This window comes from Micromonospora sp. CNZ296 (assembly GCF_007827635.1).
In genome coordinates, this window is record NZ_VISW01000040.1 from 1 (window position 1) to 17652 (window position 17652).

The 17652-nt window shown below is 73.7% G+C and carries 10 protein-coding genes and 1 pseudogene; 5 read left to right on the forward strand and 6 right to left on the reverse strand.

The genetic code is table 11. The features are described 5' to 3' along the window. Positions 1 to 159 precede the first annotated feature (159 nt). Positions 160 to 1317 carry a cell envelope lipid trafficking protein PgfA gene (gene pgfA / locus FB455_RS33210; protein ID WP_013289073.1) on the reverse strand — a complete coding sequence of 386 codons (1158 nt, stop codon included), beginning with the start codon at positions 1315 to 1317 and terminating at the stop codon, positions 160 to 162. A 113-nt stretch (positions 1318 to 1430) separates the two neighbouring features. Between pgfA and FB455_RS33215 the strand changes: the two genes are divergently transcribed. After that, on the forward strand, positions 1431 to 2702 hold the full coding sequence (locus tag FB455_RS33215; RefSeq protein WP_145755753.1) for an acyltransferase family protein: 1272 nt from the start codon (positions 1431 to 1433) through the stop codon (positions 2700 to 2702). 151 nt (positions 2703 to 2853) lie between these two features. Then, on the forward strand, positions 2854 to 4032 hold the full coding sequence (locus FB455_RS33220) for a glycosyltransferase family 4 protein (RefSeq protein WP_085983664.1): 1179 nt from the start codon (positions 2854 to 2856) through the stop codon (positions 4030 to 4032). On the opposite strand, the gene FB455_RS33225 is transcribed toward FB455_RS33220, so the two are convergent. The 3 genes from FB455_RS33225 to FB455_RS33235 are packed head-to-tail and all read right to left on the reverse strand — an operon-like array spanning position 4017 to position 7833. Beyond that, on the reverse strand, positions 4017 to 4211 hold the full coding sequence (locus FB455_RS33225; RefSeq protein ID WP_013289076.1) for a hypothetical protein: 195 nt from the start codon (positions 4209 to 4211) through the stop codon (positions 4017 to 4019). The genes FB455_RS33220 and FB455_RS33225 overlap by 16 nt on opposite strands. Before the next feature lie 35 nt (positions 4212 to 4246). Beyond that, positions 4247 to 5956, reverse strand: coding sequence for an MmpA family trehalose lipid delivery protein (locus FB455_RS33230; protein ID WP_013289077.1), 1710 nt, complete (start codon positions 5954 to 5956; stop codon positions 4247 to 4249). Then, the gene (locus tag FB455_RS33235) at positions 5956 to 7833 is read right to left on the reverse strand and encodes a hypothetical protein (RefSeq protein ID WP_486481635.1); all 1878 of its coding nucleotides are present in this window, start codon (positions 7831 to 7833) and stop codon (positions 5956 to 5958) included. The genes FB455_RS33230 and FB455_RS33235 overlap by 1 nt, the downstream gene beginning before the upstream one ends. Before the next feature lie 169 nt (positions 7834 to 8002). On the opposite strand from FB455_RS33235, the gene FB455_RS33240 reads away from it, so the two are divergent. Further along, complete coding sequence (locus tag FB455_RS33240) at positions 8003 to 12637, forward strand: alpha-(1->3)-arabinofuranosyltransferase domain-containing protein (protein WP_145755755.1); 4635 nt, start codon at positions 8003 to 8005, stop codon at positions 12635 to 12637. Continuing rightward, the gene (locus FB455_RS35040; protein WP_071097440.1) at positions 12634 to 13917 is read left to right on the forward strand and encodes a lipopolysaccharide biosynthesis protein; all 1284 of its coding nucleotides are present in this window, start codon (positions 12634 to 12636) and stop codon (positions 13915 to 13917) included. Before FB455_RS33240 ends, FB455_RS35040 begins: the two co-directional genes overlap by 4 nt. Before the next feature lie 16 nt (positions 13918 to 13933). Here FB455_RS35040 and nudC read toward each other — a convergent pair. Then, positions 13934 to 14764: pseudogene (nudC, locus tag FB455_RS33245) on the reverse strand (NAD(+) diphosphatase); the annotation flags it as partial. A 153-nt stretch (positions 14765 to 14917) separates the two neighbouring features. Between nudC and FB455_RS33250 the strand changes: the two are divergent. After that, complete coding sequence (locus tag FB455_RS33250; RefSeq protein WP_186466479.1) at positions 14918 to 16735, forward strand: VanW family protein; 1818 nt, start codon at positions 14918 to 14920, stop codon at positions 16733 to 16735. 58 nt (positions 16736 to 16793) lie between these two features. Here FB455_RS33250 and FB455_RS33255 read toward each other — a convergent pair whose 3' ends face one another. Beyond that, positions 16794 to 17420, reverse strand: a complete 627-nt coding sequence (locus tag FB455_RS33255; RefSeq protein ID WP_013474935.1) for an NADPH-dependent F420 reductase — start codon at positions 17418 to 17420, stop codon at positions 16794 to 16796. Positions 17421 to 17652: the final 232 nt, after the last annotated feature.

Below are 17652 nucleotides of genomic sequence, written 5' to 3' on the forward strand. Positions count from 1 at the left end.
GGCTTTTGTGGGGGGTCCCCCCTCCTCCCCGCCCCCCCACAGTCCGTCTCACCTTTTCACCATGTTTGTTGGGGGGGGGGGGGGGGGTGTGTGGGGGGGGGGGGGGGGGGGGCGGCCCCCCCCCCCCCCCACCCCTCCGTCGTGCTTCCGGCGTACCGGTCAGCGGCGCTCCACCTCACCGGCGCCCGAACGCTGGGCCGGCACCGACGGATCGTCGGACCGCCAGTTCGTCGACGCCGGCGGGATCTCGTCGTCGAGCGGGCCACCCACGGGCTCCTGGTCCACGCGGGTGGGCGTCGGGTCGGAGGTCGGCGCGTCCGCGCGGTGCCGGGCGCTGCCGTCACCCTTGGGCCGGGTCACCAGCCACACGCCCGCGATCAGGGCGATCAGGCCGAGCACGCCGGCGATGATCGGACCCCAGACACTGATCAGGCCGATCTTGAAACGGTTGTCCTTCACCGTCTCGACGCTGCGGCTGATCGTGGCGTCGTTGTAGTTGAAGTCCGCGTCCAGCAGCACGGTCGGGGCGCCGGTGTCCGGGCGCAGCTCCTTGTACTGCTGCTCGCGGACCTTGACGTAGGCGCCGGTCACCGGGTCGACCCAGAGCGTACGGGTGTTGCTGTAGACGACCTGGCCGCTGGTCGCGCCGGGCGCGAACTTGCCCAGCAGCGTCTTGACGCTGTCCTCCGGGGTGTTCAGCGGCTCGTTCTCGATCCGCTGCTCGAAGCGGTACGTCTCGACGCCCTTGATCTTCTCCGTGCCGGTGAACCGCGCCGGGGCCGTCTTCTTCAGGTCACGGTCGAACACCTGGTAGTCACGCTTGCCGGTGCCGAACGGGAACTTGTAGATCTGGCCGGAGTAGCGCACGTTGCCGACCGGGGTCTGCTGCGCGCCGGACTCGTTGAGCCACTGCTCGTCCCACGGCGCCGCCGCGCCGGAGATCCGGTACAGCGCCAGCTCCGTGCTGTACTGGCTGATCACATCCTGGTTGTCGCCGCGCTTGACCGTCTGGAAGACGTTCCAGATGACCGCGTCGCCCTTCAGCTCCTTGGGCAAGCGGTCCTTCGTGTCCTCCGGCTGCGGGATGACCTCGACGCTGGACACGAGGTCGGCCTGCGGCACGTCGATGCTCACGCCGCCGGCTTCGGACTTGATCTGTAGGAACTTCGCGCCCTTCGCCTCCGCGACGGACGTCGTTGGTTCCAGGTCATAGGGCAGCTTGGTCACGGCGGGGGCCACGTAGAACGGCAGCCCGGCCGCGAAGACCAGCAACAAGACACCTAGCCCGAAGAGCGCGGCGCCCACGCGAAGCTTCACTCATCCTCCTGTAACCTGCCGCCCTACGGTCTGTCGTCCGGGGCACCCGATCCTTAGCATTGGCGGGAGGTTACTCCCCAGTCACCTGCAAAAGCGACCCCCTGGATGTCCAGATGTCCACAGCCACCACGCCAACAATCCCGGAGCCACCGGTAACGGGCCGTCTTCCCGCCCTCGACGCGCTGCGAGCGATAGGCGCGGTGGCGGTCGTCGGTCACCACGTCGGCTTCCAGACCGCCGTCACCATGAACACCACGTGGGGCGGCTGGTTGGCGCGCCTGGACGTGGGCGTGGCGATCTTCTTCGTGCTCTCCGGCTTCCTGCTGTTCCGCCCGTGGGCGCTCACCGTCGCCACCGGGCGCCCACGGCCCCGCGCCAAGCGGTACTTCTGGCGCCGGGCGCTGCGGATCCTGCCCGCGTACTGGCTGGCGGTGGTGGTCTGTTTCGTCGTCCTGCCCGGCAACCACCCGGTGTCGGCCGGTGACTGGCTGCGCCACCTCACGCTCACCCAGATCTACGGCCCGGGCCAGCTCCGCCACGGGCTCAGCCAGACCTGGAGCCTCGCCACCGAGGTCGTCTTCTACCTGCTCCTGCCGCTGCTCGCGGTGCTCGCCGTGGGCCGGACCTGGCGTCCCGTCCGCACCGTCCTGCTCGCCTCCTCCGGCGCGCTGCTGACCGTCGCGTGGGTCGCCATGATGGGCGCCGGCTGGCTCGACGGCGCGCTGCACACCATGTGGTTCCCCTCGTACGGCGCATGGTTCGGCGGTGGCATGGCGCTGGCCGCGGCGCACGTGGCCCTGCGTACCGGCACCGCGCCGGCCGCCTTCCGCGTGCTCGACGACCTCGCCTCGGCGCCGCTCGCCTGCTGGGGTGCCGCGGTCGCGGTGATGGCGATCGCGACGACGCCGATCGCCGGCCCGCGCGACCTGACCAGCCCGACCGCCGTCGAGTTCGGCACCAAGATGGCGCTCTACCTCCTGATCGCCGTCCTGATCACGATCCCGGTGGCGTTCGGCGGCCCGACCCGGGCGAAGGAGGTCTTCAGCACCGGGTCGGCGCGGTGGATGGGCCACGTGTCGTACGGGCTGTTCCTGTGGCACCCGCTGGTCATCGAGCTGATCTACCTGCTCGAGGACCGGCCGCTGTTCACCGGCGAGTTCGTCAACGTCTTCGCCCTGACCATGGTCTTCGGACTGATGTACGCCGCGGCCAGCTACTACGGCGTCGAGCGCCCTCTCCAGACGCTCGGCACGCAGAGCCGCCGCCGGCCGACCGGGCGCGGACCGGCGGCGGGGGCACCGGCCGTCCCGGCCACCACGCCGGACGTCCCGGCCACCACGCCGGACGTCCCGGCCACCACGCCGGACGTCGCGGCACCCGCCTAGCGGTCACCAGCCGAACACCGAGCGTCATCCGACGACGCCCGGCGGCTCAACGCCGCCGCTCGGGGCATTGCCGGGCGCAGGCCCAGCCCTTAATGTGACGCGCACCGCTAAATTACTTGAGAGTAGGGTTCGCGTGGAGCGTCGCTTCGGCATGCCCGGACACGTGCTGTTCCTCAACTGGCGAGACACTCGCAACCCCGAGGGCGGCGGTTCCGAGGTGTACGTGGAACGGATCGCCGCCGAGCTGGTGGCGCGCGGATTCCGCGCCACCCTGTTCTGTGCCGCGCACCGCGAGGCTCCCGCCGACGAGGTCAACGACGAGGGCATCCGGTTCGTCCGTCGCGGCGGCCGGCACACCGTCTACCTCTGGGCCGCGCTCTGCTACCTGGCCGGGGCGTTCGGCCTCGGCCCGCTCGCCGCGCGCCGGGGCGGCCGGCCGGACATCCTCGTCGACGTCTGCAACGGCCTGCCGTTCCTCTCCCCGCTCTGGGCCCGGCGTCCGGTGGTCAAGCTGATCCACCACGTGCACCGCGAGCAGTGGCCGGTGGTCCTGCCGCAGTGGGCCGCCCGGTTCGGCTGGTGGGTCGAGTCGTCGCTGGCGGTACGCGTCTACCGGCGCTGCCGGTACGTCACCGTGTCCGAGGCGACCCGGCGCGAACTCGCCACCCTCGGCGTACCGCCGGAGCAGGTCTCGGTGGTCTACAACGGCACGCCGGAGCTGCCCCGCACCGACGCCGGGCGCGCACCGTTCCCGCTGCTCGTGACGCTGAACCGGCTGGTGCCGCACAAGCGGGTGGAGGTGGCGCTGCGGGCGGTCGCGGCGCTCGCCGACGAGCTGCCCCAGCTCCGCCTGGTGGTGGCCGGTCAGGGCTGGTGGGAGTCGCACCTGCGCGAGGTCGCCGACGAGCTGGACATCACCGACCGGGTCGACTTCCGGGGCTTCGTGACGGAGGAGGAGAAGGCCGCGCTGCTGGCCTCGGCCTGGGTCGCCCTGACGCCGTCGCTCAAGGAGGGCTGGGGGCTGACGATCGTGGAGGCCGGCGCGGCGGGCACGCCGACAGTTGCGTTCCGGGAGGCGGGCGGCGTCGCGGAGGCGGTGGTCGACGGGCGCACCGGCCTGCTGGCCGACGACATCGACGACTACCTGGCGAAGGTGCGCGCGCTGCTGCACGACGACGAGATGCGTCAGGAGATGGGCGCTCAGGCCCGGCGGCACGCGGCGAACTTCACCTGGCCGGTGGCGGGGGAACGCTTCGCGACCCTGCTGGAGACCGCGGACTCGCCCCGCCGGGTGCAGCGGCGGGGCGACCCGTCCTACCTGTTGCCGTAGACCTCGGGGGCGTACGGGTCCTGCTTCCCGGCCCGCTTGGCCGCCTCCGAGGCGTTACGCGCCTCGGTTGCGGCCTCCTCCGCCGTGGCGGTCGCGGCGGCGGAGAGCCCGCCGAGGGCCAGGACCCCGAGCAACGCCGCCACCAGGCCGGACACGACAAGGGTTAGAGCTCTACGCATGCCATTCCTCCAGTGGTGAGACGTGCGAGCGGACGTTACCACGCAGTAGCTCGCCGGCGTAGGGTCGAAAAGGCGGCAGCCATGACCACCAGAACGGCAGTTCCGCACGCGAGCACGACAAGCCAGCGACCGGATCCGGCCCGCTGCGGCGAGCCCGACGCGGCCGGGTTCCGGTAGAGGCTCAGCGACTCCCCCTCGTACCGGAGGTCGAGACCGGCCAGGACGGCCGGGTCCACTGTGCTCGGCGTACCGTGCTGCACCACCACCCAGCGCACGCCGGTGGCCGAGACCGGCCGTCCCTCGGCGAGCACTCGGCGTACCTCGCGCAGGCGCGGATTCTCGCCCGCCACCGCGACGTCGTCGACCACGAGCGTGTCGTCGGTGAGCACGGTTCCCGGCAGGTAGCGGGGCGCCGGGTCCAGCACCACCCGGCCCGGGTTCCACGGATAGGCCCGGTAGGTGGTCAGCGGCAGGGCGAGGATCTCACCCGGGTCGTCCGGCAGGCGCTCGGCGACCGCCTGCCAGTCCGCCGGGTAGCGCACCGGGCTGATCCGGCCGGCCCCGCCGAACGCCAGGTCCGGCATCGCGGCCAACGGCAGGAGCAGCAGCCCGGCCAGCACGATCCCGCCGACCTCCCGGTCGATCCGGGCCACCAGCCGCTCGGCGCCGAGCGCCGCGCACACCACCAGCACGAGGGCGTACGGCGCGAGGAACTTCTGCCCGTCGCGGAGCAGTCCCGCGCCCGGCACGTGCGCCACCGCCCAGCTCAGCGCCGTGTTCCCGCCGGGCAGCACGGCGAGGGCGGCCAGCAGGTACGCGCCGCCGGCCAGCACGCCCAGCCGTACCGCCGCGCCCGCCGGCAGCCGGCGCCGCAGCAGGCCGGCGCCGACCACGGCCAGGACCACGAGCACCAGGGTCGCCAGCGGGGCCGGCGTGCCGGACCGGCTGGACGGGGTGGCCTGCACGTTCCAGATGCCGCCGGTGCCCGCGAGCGCCACCAGCGGGCCGGCCCAGTTCTCGGCGCGCGCCGCGAACGCCGCCACACCTGCCGGGTCGGACGTGCCGCCCGCGCCGGTCACCAGGGCCGCCACGATCCACGGTGCGTTGAGCAGCGCGACACCGCCCACCGCGACCGCGGACAGCCGGAGCCGGGCCCGATCCGCCGCCAGCACCAGCACCGTCGCCAGGGCGATCAGGCCGCCGGTCGGGGTGATCGCGGCGGGCGCGGCGAGCAGCACCACCCGGGCGAGCGCGCCGTCGCGGCCCGCCCGCAGGTCCAGCGCCGCCCGCACCAGCCAGGGCAGTGCGGCGTACGCCAGCAGCAGCCCCCACTGCCCGATCAGCAGCCGCTCGGCCAGGTACGGCGTCCACGCGTACGCCACGGCGGCGACGAGTTGCACCGCACGCCGCTCGGTCGGCACCAGCCGTCCGGCGCCCACGGCGGCGAACAGGACCGCACCGGCCAGCGCCACCCGCTGCACCACCCAGCCCGGCACGAGCTGGGTCACCAGCGAGACCAGCGCGTCCATCGGCACCGCCCGGGGCAGGCTCTGCGCCGGGGCCACCAGATCCCAGCTCAGCGGCTGCCGGGGGACGAACACCATGTCGTACCGCAGCGCGTAGCCCGGCGCCGCGAGCGGGGCCAGGATCAACGCGGTGACGACGACCGCCACGAGGTACAGCGGCAGTGCCTCCCGCCACCGCCGGACCGCGGGGCCGCCGCCCTCGGCGGGACGTCCGGTCATTACGGCTTCGGCACCGCCCGGCCGATGGTGATCAGGTTGGTGCACAACCTGACTCCGGGCGTGTTCACGGTCAGCTCGACGGCGGACCCGGCGCCCTCCACCATGAAGAACACGTCGTTCAGCCCGCTCTTGAGCGTGATCTCGCGGGTGGCGTCGCCGAGCTTGAACACCGCCGTCGAGTCACCGGAGCTGACGTAGCCGAAGTGCACCACGTACGGCCACTCGACCAGGTAGCCGTCCATCGGGATCCGGGTGGTCCGGCCACCCTCGGCCAGGTGCCCGCAGCCCTCCACGGTGCCGGGCGCGACCTTGCGTCCCTCGACCACCACCGGACGGATCCGGCCGTTCTCGTCGAACGTCGACGGCTTCTCGCTCATCGTCACGAACGTCGGCCGGCGCTCCGCCGGACGGAAGAAGTGGGACTGGAGGTTGTCCGGCCAGAAGTATCCGGCCACGACCCGGTCCGGCACGATCGTGTCGAAGAAGACGGTGCCCGGCGGTGCGGCGGCCAGCTCGGCCTGCGTGGTGGCCAGGTAGTCCCGCCCGTGCTTGGTGCTCCAGTTGTCGCCGAACCGCGCGGTGCTCCACAGCGTGCCCACGCCGATGGTCGCCAGCAGCACCACCATCGAGACCAGGCCGACGGCGAAGGCGCCCGGCTCCCGCAGCACAGTCGGCAGCGGCCACGCGGACACGTCGTCCTCGTCGTTGTCCTTCGTCCCGAGCAGCGCCACCCCGACGCAGATCGCGGCCACCAGCACCACGTCCGCGACGTACCGGGGGACGACGCCGACCAGCGGCCCGAGCGGCCCGCCGAGCCGGGTCACCGCGAACAGCGCCGCGACCAGGCCGAGGTAGCAGGCGAGCAGCAGCCAGGCCCGCCCGGCGGACGGCCGCCGCCGCACCGTGACCACGATCAGCGCCGCGAGCACCGCCCAGGACAGCCACTTCGCGATGTCGTACGGGTCGGACAGCGGCGGCCCGTCACCGGCGTACGTCCAGCGCCACGGCCCGCCCAGCAGGCCCGGCACCACCGTGTCGCCGATCAGGTCGCCGAGGAAGGAGAAGACCTGCCCGACCGAGGTGGGCTCGTCCAGCCCCCGGGCCGGGCGGGTCAGGTAGTACGCCAGGTACGCCCCGGACAGCACGGTGAGCATCAGCCAGGCCGGCCAGAACCGCACGACGGTGGTCACCAGGCTGCGCCACGCGCGGCCCTTGGTGAACAGGAACGCGGTCAGCAGGAACAGCAGCGGCACGATGAGCAGCGCCTTGGTGTCGAAGAGCAGGCCGAACACCAGCCAGAACGCGACCAGGACGAGGTGCCGCCTACGGCCGGTGCGCACGTACCGGACCTGGGCCGCCACCGCGAGGACCAGGGCGAGTTGCGGCGGCAGCACGAGCAGCCCGACCAGCCACAGCGACGACACCTCGAGCGTCAGCGGGCTGAACAGGAACAGGCTCAGCGGGACCAGCAGCCCCCAGCCGGGCCGCAGCAGGTCACGGAGCAGCCGGTAGAGGGCGATCCCGACCGCCGCCTGCCCGGCCGCCAGCAGCAGGATCCACGGCCAGCCGGCGAAACCGGCCGCCCGGACCATCAGCCACGCGACCGCCAGCCCGGCCGGCATGAGGTGGTTGTTGAACGTGCCCAGCAGGTAGTCCGGGTCCAGCCGGGTGTCGAGCACCTGCGCGGCGATGACGAACTCGTCCTGCGAGAACCAGCCACGGGCGGCCAGCCCGGCGCGCGACGCGACGGACACGACGATGAGGGCGATCGCGACCGCGCGGACGCGGTCGGCGGCTATCCAGCGACCGATCGGTCCGGGTCCGTCGTCCTCCGCGCCGACGGCTGCCGGATGCGTCTCGGCCGCTGCTTGTGGCATTGACATGGTCGGCAGCCTGCCACACGCTTACACGCCGTGGGGACGGCCGTTCTCCTGATAACGCCCTGCCGCGCCCCCAGGTCGCCACTGCGCGTCCGGTCCGGATAACGTCGCGCGACACGCGTCATGTTGCAGGTGCGCGTACGGCCGGCGGAGACGGGAGCCGAAAATGCGTGCGGACGGGACGACAACGTCGCCGACGGGGACGGACACCCCCGCCCGGGAGACCGGCCGTGCCCGGCAGACGGCGCGGCGGTTCCGGCACCTGACGATCTGCCTCGCGCTCACCGCCCTCGCCTTCCAGCAGGCGCCCGGGCAGGTCGTACCGGACACGAAGGTCGACCTGAACGTCAATCCGGCGGGGTGGCTGCTGCGCTCGCTGCACCTGTGGGATCCCACCGGCACGTTCGGCCAGCTCCAGAACCAGGCGTACGGATATCTCTGGCCGATGGGCCCGTTCTTCCTGCTCGGGACGGAACTGGGCATCGCGCCGTGGATCGTCCAGCGGCTCTGGTGGGCGCTGCTGTTCTGCGTCGCGTACCTCGGTGTGGTGCGGCTGGCGGGCCGGCTCGGCATCGGCAGCCCCGCCGGCCGGATGATCGCCGGTGTCGCGTTCGCGCTGTCCCCGCGCATCCTGACCCAGCTCGGCTGGTCGTCGGTGGAGTCCTGGCCCAGCGCCGTCGCGCCGTGGGTGCTCATCCCGCTCGTGGGACTCGCCCGGGGCGCCCGGCTGCGCCGCGCGGTCGCCGGGTCGGCGGTCGCCGTCGCCTGCGCGGGCGGCGTCAACGCCACAGCCGTCGCCGCCGTGGTGCCGCTCGCCCTGCTCTGGCTCGCCACGCTCCGGCCGTTGCGCCGCCGCGTCACCGCCCTCGCGGCCTGGTGCGGCGCGGTCGCCCTGGCCACCGCGTGGTGGCTGATCCCGCTGCTGGTCCTCGGCCGGTACAGCCCGCCGTTCCTGGACTACATCGAGACCGCCCGCAACACCACCAGCGTCACCGACGCGGTGACCACGCTGCGCGGCGCCTCCTACTGGGTCGCGTACCTGGCGTCCCCGTTCGGCGCGAACATCCCGGCCGGCGCCCGGCTGGCCAACGACACGCTGCTCGTGGTGGCCACCCTGGCGGTGGCCGCGCTCGGGGTGCTCGGCCTGTCCCGGCGCGGGATGCCGCACCGCCGGTTCCTCATCACCGGTCTGCTGCTCGGCGTCGCGCTCGTCGGTCTCGGGCACACCGGCGACCTGCCGAACATCCTCGCCGGGCCGCAGCAGCAGTTCCTCGACGGCATCGGCGCCCCGCTGCGCAACGTGCACAAGTTCGACGTGCTGCTGCGCCTGCCGCTGGCGCTCGGCCTGGCGCACCTGGTCAGCCTCGCCGTACGCGCGGCCCGGACCGCCCCCGAGCAGCGTCGTGGCCGGGCCACGGCACGGGCCTGGCTCACCGCCGGCACGGCGATGGTCGCGGTCGCGGGCGTCGCCTCACCGGCGCTCGCCGGTGGCCTCGCCACCCCGGGGGCGGTGAAGGACGTGCCCGGCTACTGGCACGAGGCCACCGACTGGCTGGACGCGAACACCGGACGCGGGCGCGTGCTCGTCGTCCCCGGCGCGCGCTTCCCCGTGTACGACTGGGGCAGCACCACCGACGAGATCGCCCAGCCGCTGCTGGACAGCCGGTGGGCGGTCCGCAACGCCATCCCGTTCACCCCGCCCGCCACGATCCGGCTGCTGGACGCGATCGAGTCGACGCTCGCCACCGGCGCCGGTTCGGCGGGCCTGGCCGACCTGCTCGCCCGCTCCGGGATCAGCCACGTCCTGTTCCGCGCCGACCTCGACCACGGCCGCTCGGACACGGCCCGCCCCGCGGTCGTCCGGCAGGCGCTGGAACGCTCGCCCGGCCTGACCCGCGTGGTGTCCTTCGGCCCGGTGCGCGGCGGCTCCGACGCCCCTGACGAGTTCCGCGACCAGGGCCTGGACGTGCCCGGGCGGGCGCTTGAGGTGTACCGGGTGGACCGCGCCGTCCAGCCGGTGGTCGCGTACGACCGCGACGACGTGACCACCGTCGTCGGCGGTCCCGAGTCGCTGCTCGACCTGGCCGCCTCGGGCCAGCTCGGCGCCGCGCCCACGATCCTGGCCGGCGACGCGAAGGCCGGTGAGACCACCGGGCGGGTCGTGATGACCGACGGGCTGCGGAGGCGCGACGTCTCGTTCGGCCGGCTGCGCGACAACTCCTCCCAGACGCTCACCGCCGACGACACCTTCGCGGTGTCCGCGCCCGCGCACGACTACCTGCCCGACTGGGGGCCGGAGTGGTCGACCGTCGCGCGCTTCGAGGGCATCAGCGGGATCCGCGCCTCCACCGCCCGCTCCCAGATCGACGCGACCGGCGGCACCCGGCCCGAATACCAGCCGTACGCGGCGATGGACGGGAACACCGCCACGTCCTGGCGGTCGGCGCCGCACTCACGCAGTGACAGGCAGTGGATCGAGGTGAACCTGGCGAACCCGACCCGGGTCACCCGGGTGGAGGTGTGGTTCGACCTGAAGGCCGACGCCCTGCCCACCACAGTCACCGTGACCGCCGGGTACGAGAGCCGCACCGTCGAGCAGTTCGGTGACCACATGGTCTTCGAGCTGCCCGGCGTGCACGCCACCCGCAAGGTCGAGGTATCAGTGGACGCCGCGTTCGACCTGCGCCCGTTCGGCGACAAGACGGTCGGCATCACCGAGATCAAGATCCCAGGTGTCCAGACCAGCCGGACCCTCCAGTTGCCCGCCGCCCCCGCCACCGACCAGCCCGCAGGCGTGGTCGTGTCGGCGGCCCCGTCCACGCCCGCCTGCTTCACCGTCGACGGCCGCCCGCGCTGCTCCACCGACGCGATCCGCGGCTCGGAGGACGCCTCCACCATCGACCGCACCTTCACGCTGCCGGTGGCCGGGACGTACGACGCGAAGCTGTGGGCGCGGCCGACCCCCGGCCCGGAGCTGAACGCCGCTCTGGACAAGATGGTCGCCGACGCCCAGCCGTTGCGCCTCGCGCCGCAGGTCACCGCGTCCTCGACGGCGGTGCCCGACCCGGCCGGCCGGCCCGGCGCGGTCCTCGACGGCGACCCGGCCACGAGCTGGTCACCGGCGCTGAACGACGAGGCGCCGATCCTGCGCCTCACCTGGCTCGAACCGCAGGTCATCAGCCGGATCCGGTTCACCGTCGAGGAGGGGACCGCCGCCACCCGGATCGGCAGCGTCCGCGTGGTCGGCAACGACGGGTTCCGCAGCAACCTGCTCACCAACGACGGCGTGCTCACGCTCGACCCGCCGATGCGGACCGACTCGATCACCATCCAGTTCCTCGACAAGCCGTCCGCCACCAGCACCGACCCGTACGGCCTGCGGCTGCCCGAGCCGCTGCCCATCGCTGTCGGCGAGGTGACGGTGCTGCCCCTCGGCACCACTGTCGCACCCCGCCCGGAGACGCCGCTGAAGCTGGCCTGCGGCTCCGGCCCGACGCTCCAGGTCGGCTCGTCCCGGATCACCACCACGCTCACCGGCACGGTGCGCGACCTGCTGGAGCTGCGCGAGATGCCGGTCACCGCCTGCGGCCGGACCACGCCCAAGCAGCTCGACCTGGGCAGCGGGGAGCACCGCCTCGTCACCACCGCGAGCACGCTCGCCACCGCCACCCGCGTCGCGCTGACGCCACGGACCGCGACGCCCGCCGCGGCGGCCACCGCCGGCGACATCGAGGTGGGTTCCTGGTCGGCCACCGAGCGGCGGGTACGGGTGTCCGAGCACTCCGTCGACCGGGTGCTCGCGGTGCGGGAGAACACCAACACCGGCTGGCAGGCGACCGTCGGCGGCACGACGCTCACCCCGCTCGTGGTGGACGGCTGGCAGCAGGGCTGGATCCTGCCCGCCGGTGTCTCCGGGGACGTGGTGCTGCGCTTCACGCCGGACACCCCGTACCGGATGGGTCTGCTGCTCGGCGGCGTCCTGCTGGCGGTGGTGGTGCTGCTCGCGGTGCTGCCCGATCGCCGGCCCGCCGGGGATCGCGCGGTCGTCGTCGCACCGGCGGCCCGGCGACGGCTCACCCGCTCGCTGCCGCTGCTCGCAGTCGGCGCCGCCGCGCTCGTGCTCCACAGCGGTCTGCTCGGCGCCCTGCTGGTCGCGGCGGGCTTCATGCTCGCCGTACCCGGGCCGCGTCGCCTGCCGTGGACCAGTGACCCCCGGCGGGTCAGGAGGATCGCCCGGGCGGCCGAGACGTGGCTCCCCGGCGCGCTCGTGGCGCTGGCCGGGTGGGTCTATCTGGAATCGGGCGACCGGCACACCGACGTGCTGCCGCAACTCCTGACGGTCGCCGCCCTGGGCGCGCTCTGGCTCTCCACGACCGCCCGCCGACGGCCCGTACGCCGGATCAGGCCCGCCTCGGCGGCGGCCCCGGCCGTGCCGGCCCTCCGGACGCCGGAGCCAGCCGCGCAGCCGACGCCCGTCCCCGCCCTCGCCGCCGCGGCCGTCGCCGCTCCCGCCGCCCTCGCCGGTCCAGGCACGGGTCCGAGCCGATGGCCGGACCTCGACGTCGAGCCGGGTCCGGACCGAGACGCGGACGGCGATACCGAGCCGGGCCCGAGCCTGGGGCCGGACCTCGACGTCGAGCCGGCCACGGACCGGGACGCGGGCCGAATGCCGGACGGCGAGGCCGAACCGGATACGAACCTGGACGGTCGCGCCGAGCCCGACTCGGACGGGCGGCCGGGACCGGACGTCGCGCCGGGGCCGGAGGACGGCCCGGCGTCCCGCGTCTCGGAGATCACGTGAGCGAGGGCCGGCCGGGCCCGCAGCCGGCGGACGGCCGGAGGACCGGGCTGGGAGCGGCGGGCGTCGCCGTCACGCTCGCCGGTGTGCTGGTCAACGGCCTGGCCTACCTGGTGCCGGTACTCGCCGCCCGGAAGCTCGACGCGGACGACCTCGGCGCGCTCGCCACCGCCCTCGGCCTCGTGGCCATCGCCGGTGTGCCGGGGCTCGGCCTGCAACTCGCGGTCGCCGTGCACCACGCCCGGCACGGCCCGTCCGACACCCGGCGGCTCACCGTGCTGACCGCCGCCCTCAGCGCGGGGGCACTGCTGGTGGCGACGCCTGTGCTCGTCGCCGCGCTGGACCTGCCGGCGGTGGTACCCGCGCTGCTGGCGGTCACCACCGCCTCGGTGGTGCTCTCGTCGCGTTCGCTCGGCGAACTGCAGGGCGGTCAGCGCTTCCTGCGGCTCGCCGCCGCGATGGCGCTGCTGGCCGCCGCGCGCTACGGCGGGGTGATCGTGGGGCTGCTGCTCGGCGCGGGCCTGACCGGCGCGCTCGCGATCGGTGCGCTCACCGCCGCGCTGGCGCCACCGGCGCTGGCCTGGCTCACCGGTACGCCCCGGCGTCCCTCGGCCGCCCCGCGCCTGACCGTCGCCCAGGTGACCGCCGGGTGCGGGGCGACGCTGGCGATGCTCGTCGTCTCCTACGCCGATCTGCTCCTGGCCCGGCAACTGCTGCCGCCGTCGGGTTCCGGGGCGTACTCGGTGGGGACCGTCCTGACCAAGGGCGCGCTCTGGGCGCCGCAGGTCGCCGCCGTCCTCGCCCTGCCACGCCTGGCCCGCGGGGACCGCCGCAGCCGCACGGTCGCGCTCGCGGTGACGGGTGCCTGCGGCCTGGTCCTGGTGGGCGCGTCGGCGGTTGCCGGCGGGCTGGCCTTCCGGCTCGTCGGCGGACCCGACTACACGGCGCTCGGCCGGTACGCGCCGCTGTTCGCCGCCGTCGGCGCGCTCTACGCGGTGACGTTCGTTCTGCTCAACGACCGTCTCGCCGGAGGCGTCAGGTGGCCGGCCGCACCGCTGTGGCTGGGCACCGGCGCGCTGGTGACCGTTGCCGCGATCGTGCGTCCGCGTACCGTCGGCGGTCTCGTCGTCGCGGCGCTCGCCACGGCCGTGGTCACGACACTGCTGATGGCCGTGCCGGCGACTCGGCGCCCAGCCAGTCACCCAGCAACAGGTGATCGATCGAGTCCACCCGGCCCAGCGACCGACCGGACGCGATCCGCTCCCGCAGCTCCGCCCGGGTGAACCAGCGCGCCTCCAGCAGCTCCACCCCGTCGACGCGGACCTGCTCGGAGGTGGCGACGGCCCGGAAACCCACCATCAGGCCGGCCGGGAACGGCCACGCCTGCGACCCCTGGTAGGTCACGTCGGTGACTGTCACCCCCGCCTCCTCCGCCAGCTCCCGGCGGACCGCGTCCTCCAGGCTCTCACCGACCTCGACGAAGCCGGCGAGCGTCGAATACGCCCCCTCGGCCGCGCCCGCGTGCCGGGCCAGCAGGCAGCGCCCCGGCGGGCCGGGCGCCTCGACGAGCACGATGACAGCCGGCTCGATCCGGGGGAACAGCAGCCGCCCGCACTCCGCGTCCGCGCAGGTCCGGACGTGTCCGCCGCCACCGGCCACCGCCGCCGCGCCGCACGCGCCGCAGTATCGCTGCTGCCGGTGCCACAGCAGCAACCCCCGGGCGTACGCCTGGACGGCCGCCCCGGCCGGGTCGAGCCGGCCGGCCAGCGCCCGCAGGTCGGCCGCCCGTGTCGCGGCGGCCGCCTCCACGGCGGCCCGCTCGCCCAGCGCGGACAAATCGACGGCGAACACCGCGGCGTCCCCGTCGACCCCGAGGAAGACGGTCTCGCCCGCCGCGGCCCGGACGGTCGACGCCCGCTCACCGGTGAGCCGGACCGGGCCGTCCCCGTCGACCAGGCAGCGGTCCCGCCACAGCGGCAGCACGACGCTCGCCGGGTCGGTCAGCCGCTCGGCCAGCCAGTCCGCGTCGGCGCGCCGCGCCGCCGCCCGGTCCAGCCATCCGCCGCCGTACGCCGGCACCCGATCCTGTGTCCGCACCAGCTCACCGTGCCACGATCCGCACCGCGGCACCGCCCCGAAACGGGTGATCGGTGCGACACCGGCGGTCAACCGACACGACCGCCGGACCGGACACTCCCGGCGGGCCCGAGCGTTGGTTACCGTAGGTGTCTCCCGCGGGGGAAGCGGTCCCCGCGTGTACTTCCGATCGAGGTTGCAGTGACGATGTACGGCGAGAAGATGCCGGCTGCCGACGACCGTCCCACCATCAAGGTGGCGGCGGTGAGCTGGCCCGGCGTCGAGATGGAGCCGGTCGCCACACCACCCGGGGGCGGCGCGGCCAAGCCGACACGCTCGCGACGGGCCCGGCTGCTGCTGGCCGGAGGGATCGTCGCGGCCGTGCTCGCCGGCGGCGTCGGCCTGGGCGCCTACGCGTACGCCGGTGACGTGCCCCGCGGCACCACGGTGCTCGGCACCGAGCTGGGCGGGCGGAGCCGCGCGGAGGCGGCCCAGGCGCTCCGCGCCGAGCTGGAACGCCGGGCCGACAAGTTGGACGCCCCGCTCGCGGTCGCAGTCGGTGAGAACAAGGCCGAGCTGAAGCCGTCCGAGGTGGGGCTCGCCATCGACGTGGACGCGACGGTGGCGGCGGCTGCCGAGGCCGACGCGCACGCGGTGAGCCGGCTCGTCGGCTCCCGGGCGGTCGAGCCGGTGGTGACCGTCGACCAGGCCAAGCTTGGGGCGGCCCTGCGCAAGGTGATGGGCGCGCAGGGGCGTGAGATGACCATGCCGGCGATCATCTGGACCGGGACCACACCGAAGCCGGTCTACCCGAAGCCGGCGCTGACGATCGACACCGATGGCGCCACCTCGGTGGTGAAGGCCGGCTGGCTGGCCGCCGAGCCGGTCACCGTGCCGCTCGTCGAGAAGTGGCCGGCCACCACCCGCGAGGAGGTGGACCGGCTCGTCGCCGAGCTGGCCCGGCCCGCGGTGGCCGCACCGGTCACGCTCACCACCGACGGCGGCTCGGTCACCGTCCCGCCCGCCGCCATCGCCCGGTCGCTGCGCTTCTCCGCCGACGACGCCGGCACGCTCACCCCGAAGGTCGACGTCAAGCGGCTGCGTACCGCACTGGGGGACCGGCTGACGAAGCTCGAGGTCGAGCCGCGGGACGCCGGACTGACCATCAGCGGCGGCAAGCCGAAGGTGCTGCCCAGCAAGCCCGGACGCCAGGTCGACGCCGCCGCGCTCGGCCCGGCGCTGCTCGCGGTGCTGCCGAAGACCGAGGGCCGTACGGTGGCCGCCGAGCTGAAGCCGGCCGCCCCCGAGCTGACCGAGGCGGAGCTGGCGAAGCTCGGCATCAAGGAGCGGGTGTCGACGTTCACCACCCAATTCACCGGCGGCCTCTCGTCGCCGCGCAGCCAGAACATCGTCCGTGCGGCGAAGGACGTGGACGGCGCGCTGGTGAAGCCGGGCGAGACGTTCTCGCTCAACGGGCACACCGGCGAACGCGGCTACGACCAGGGATACAAGGACGCGCCGACGATCGTCGGCGGCAAGCTGGTGCCGGGCGTCGGCGGCGGCGTCTCCCAGTTCACCACCACGCTGTTCAACGCCACCTACTACGCCGGGCTGGAGGACGTCGAGCACAAGCCGCACTCGTTCTACTTCAGCCGATACCCGGCGGTGATCGAGTCGACCATCTACTGGCCTCAGCTCGACTTCAAGTTCCGCAACAACACGCCGTACGGCGTCCTGATCGACACGTCGTACACGTCCAGCTCGATCACTGTCTCGATCTGGAGCACCAAGATCTACGACAGCGTGAAGACCGAGTACGGTCCGCGCCGCAACATCACCCAGCCGAAGACGGTCTACCTGACGCCGGGTCCGACCTGCATCGCCGCCGCCGGCGCTGTCGGGTTCGCCCAGGACGCGTTCCGGGTCATCAAGAAGGACGGCAAGGTGTTCAAGCGGGAGAAGTTCAGCTGGCGCTACGACGCCGAGCCGCGCTTCATCTGCGCCCCGAAGCCGGGCGACGACTGATCCATGAGACGCAGAAAGGCCCCGCCGGACGTATCCGGCGGGGCCTTTCCCATGATTCTCACGGCCGTGCCGCGGCCAGCCCTTCGCGTACGCCGTCGGCGTCCCGGTCGGTGCCGTAGACGGGCGTGTCCGGCTGCTGCCGCCAGCTCTCGTCCAGGGTGCCCGCGTCGACCGGGTCGAAGCCCAGCTCGTCCACCAGCTCCATCACGATCCGCTTGGCGTCCGCGTCGTCACCGGCCACCGGCAACGCGATCCGGCCCGCCGTACCCGCCGGCTTGCCCTCGTCCATCAGGTGCGCGGCCTGGATGTTGTTGAAGACCTTCACCACCCGGGCGCCCTTGAGGTGATCGGCGGTCCAGCGGCTGGAGCTGAGACTGCGGTCCAGCAGCTCGGGGATGTCCCCGTCCCGCTGGGGGTAGTAGTTGTCGGCGTCGACCACGAGCTTGCCGTCGAACAGCGCCGCGGGGAGCTGCGGCACCGCCTTCAGCGGGATCGCGATGACCACCAGCTCCGCGCCCTGCACGGCCTCCTCCACCGACACCGCCCGGGCGCCGGTCTCGGCGGCGAGGTCGGTCAGGCTCTGCGGCCCGCGGGAGTTGGCCACCGCGACGTCGTGACCGAGTGAACGCAGACGACGGGTGAGGGTGCCCCCGATGTGCCCCGACCCGATGATTCCGATCTCCATGCCCACTCCTGTACCCCGTGCGGTCGGACCCGATCACGGTCCCGGCGTACGACACGTCACGTTTCGCGCCGCCGAGCCGGCGGGCGATCGTGCGTCGACGGTCCCGGCTCGACGGTACGAGACCGAGGCGGTCCGTCGTGGTGTTTTCCGGGGGGCAACGCAATTCAGGGCCACCCCGCATGGGGTGGCCCTGAATTGGAAGATTGTCCGGCGGTGTCCTACTCTCCCACAC

What these genes read in the sequence shown, in the direction of transcription:
- FB455_RS33215 (WP_145755753.1), top strand. Translation starts at nt 1,431, where the DNA reads ATGTCCACAGCCACCACGCCAACAATCCCGGAGCCACCGGTAACGGGC.
- FB455_RS33220 (WP_085983664.1), top strand. Translation starts at nt 2,854, where the DNA reads ATGCCCGGACACGTGCTGTTCCTCAACTGGCGAGACACTCGCAACCCC.
- FB455_RS33225 (WP_013289076.1), bottom strand. Translation starts at nt 4,211, where the DNA reads ATGCGTAGAGCTCTAACCCTTGTCGTGTCCGGCCTGGTGGCGGCGTTG.
- FB455_RS33230 (WP_013289077.1), bottom strand. Translation starts at nt 5,956, where the DNA reads ATGACCGGACGTCCCGCCGAGGGCGGCGGCCCCGCGGTCCGGCGGTGG.
- FB455_RS33235 (WP_486481635.1), bottom strand. Translation starts at nt 7,833, where the DNA reads ATGCCACAAGCAGCGGCCGAGACGCATCCGGCAGCCGTCGGCGCGGAG.
- FB455_RS33240 (WP_145755755.1), top strand. Translation starts at nt 8,003, where the DNA reads ATGCGTGCGGACGGGACGACAACGTCGCCGACGGGGACGGACACCCCC.
- FB455_RS33250 (WP_186466479.1), top strand. Translation starts at nt 14,918, where the DNA reads ATGTACGGCGAGAAGATGCCGGCTGCCGACGACCGTCCCACCATCAAG.
- FB455_RS33255 (WP_013474935.1), bottom strand. Translation starts at nt 17,420, where the DNA reads ATGGAGATCGGAATCATCGGGTCGGGGCACATCGGGGGCACCCTCACC.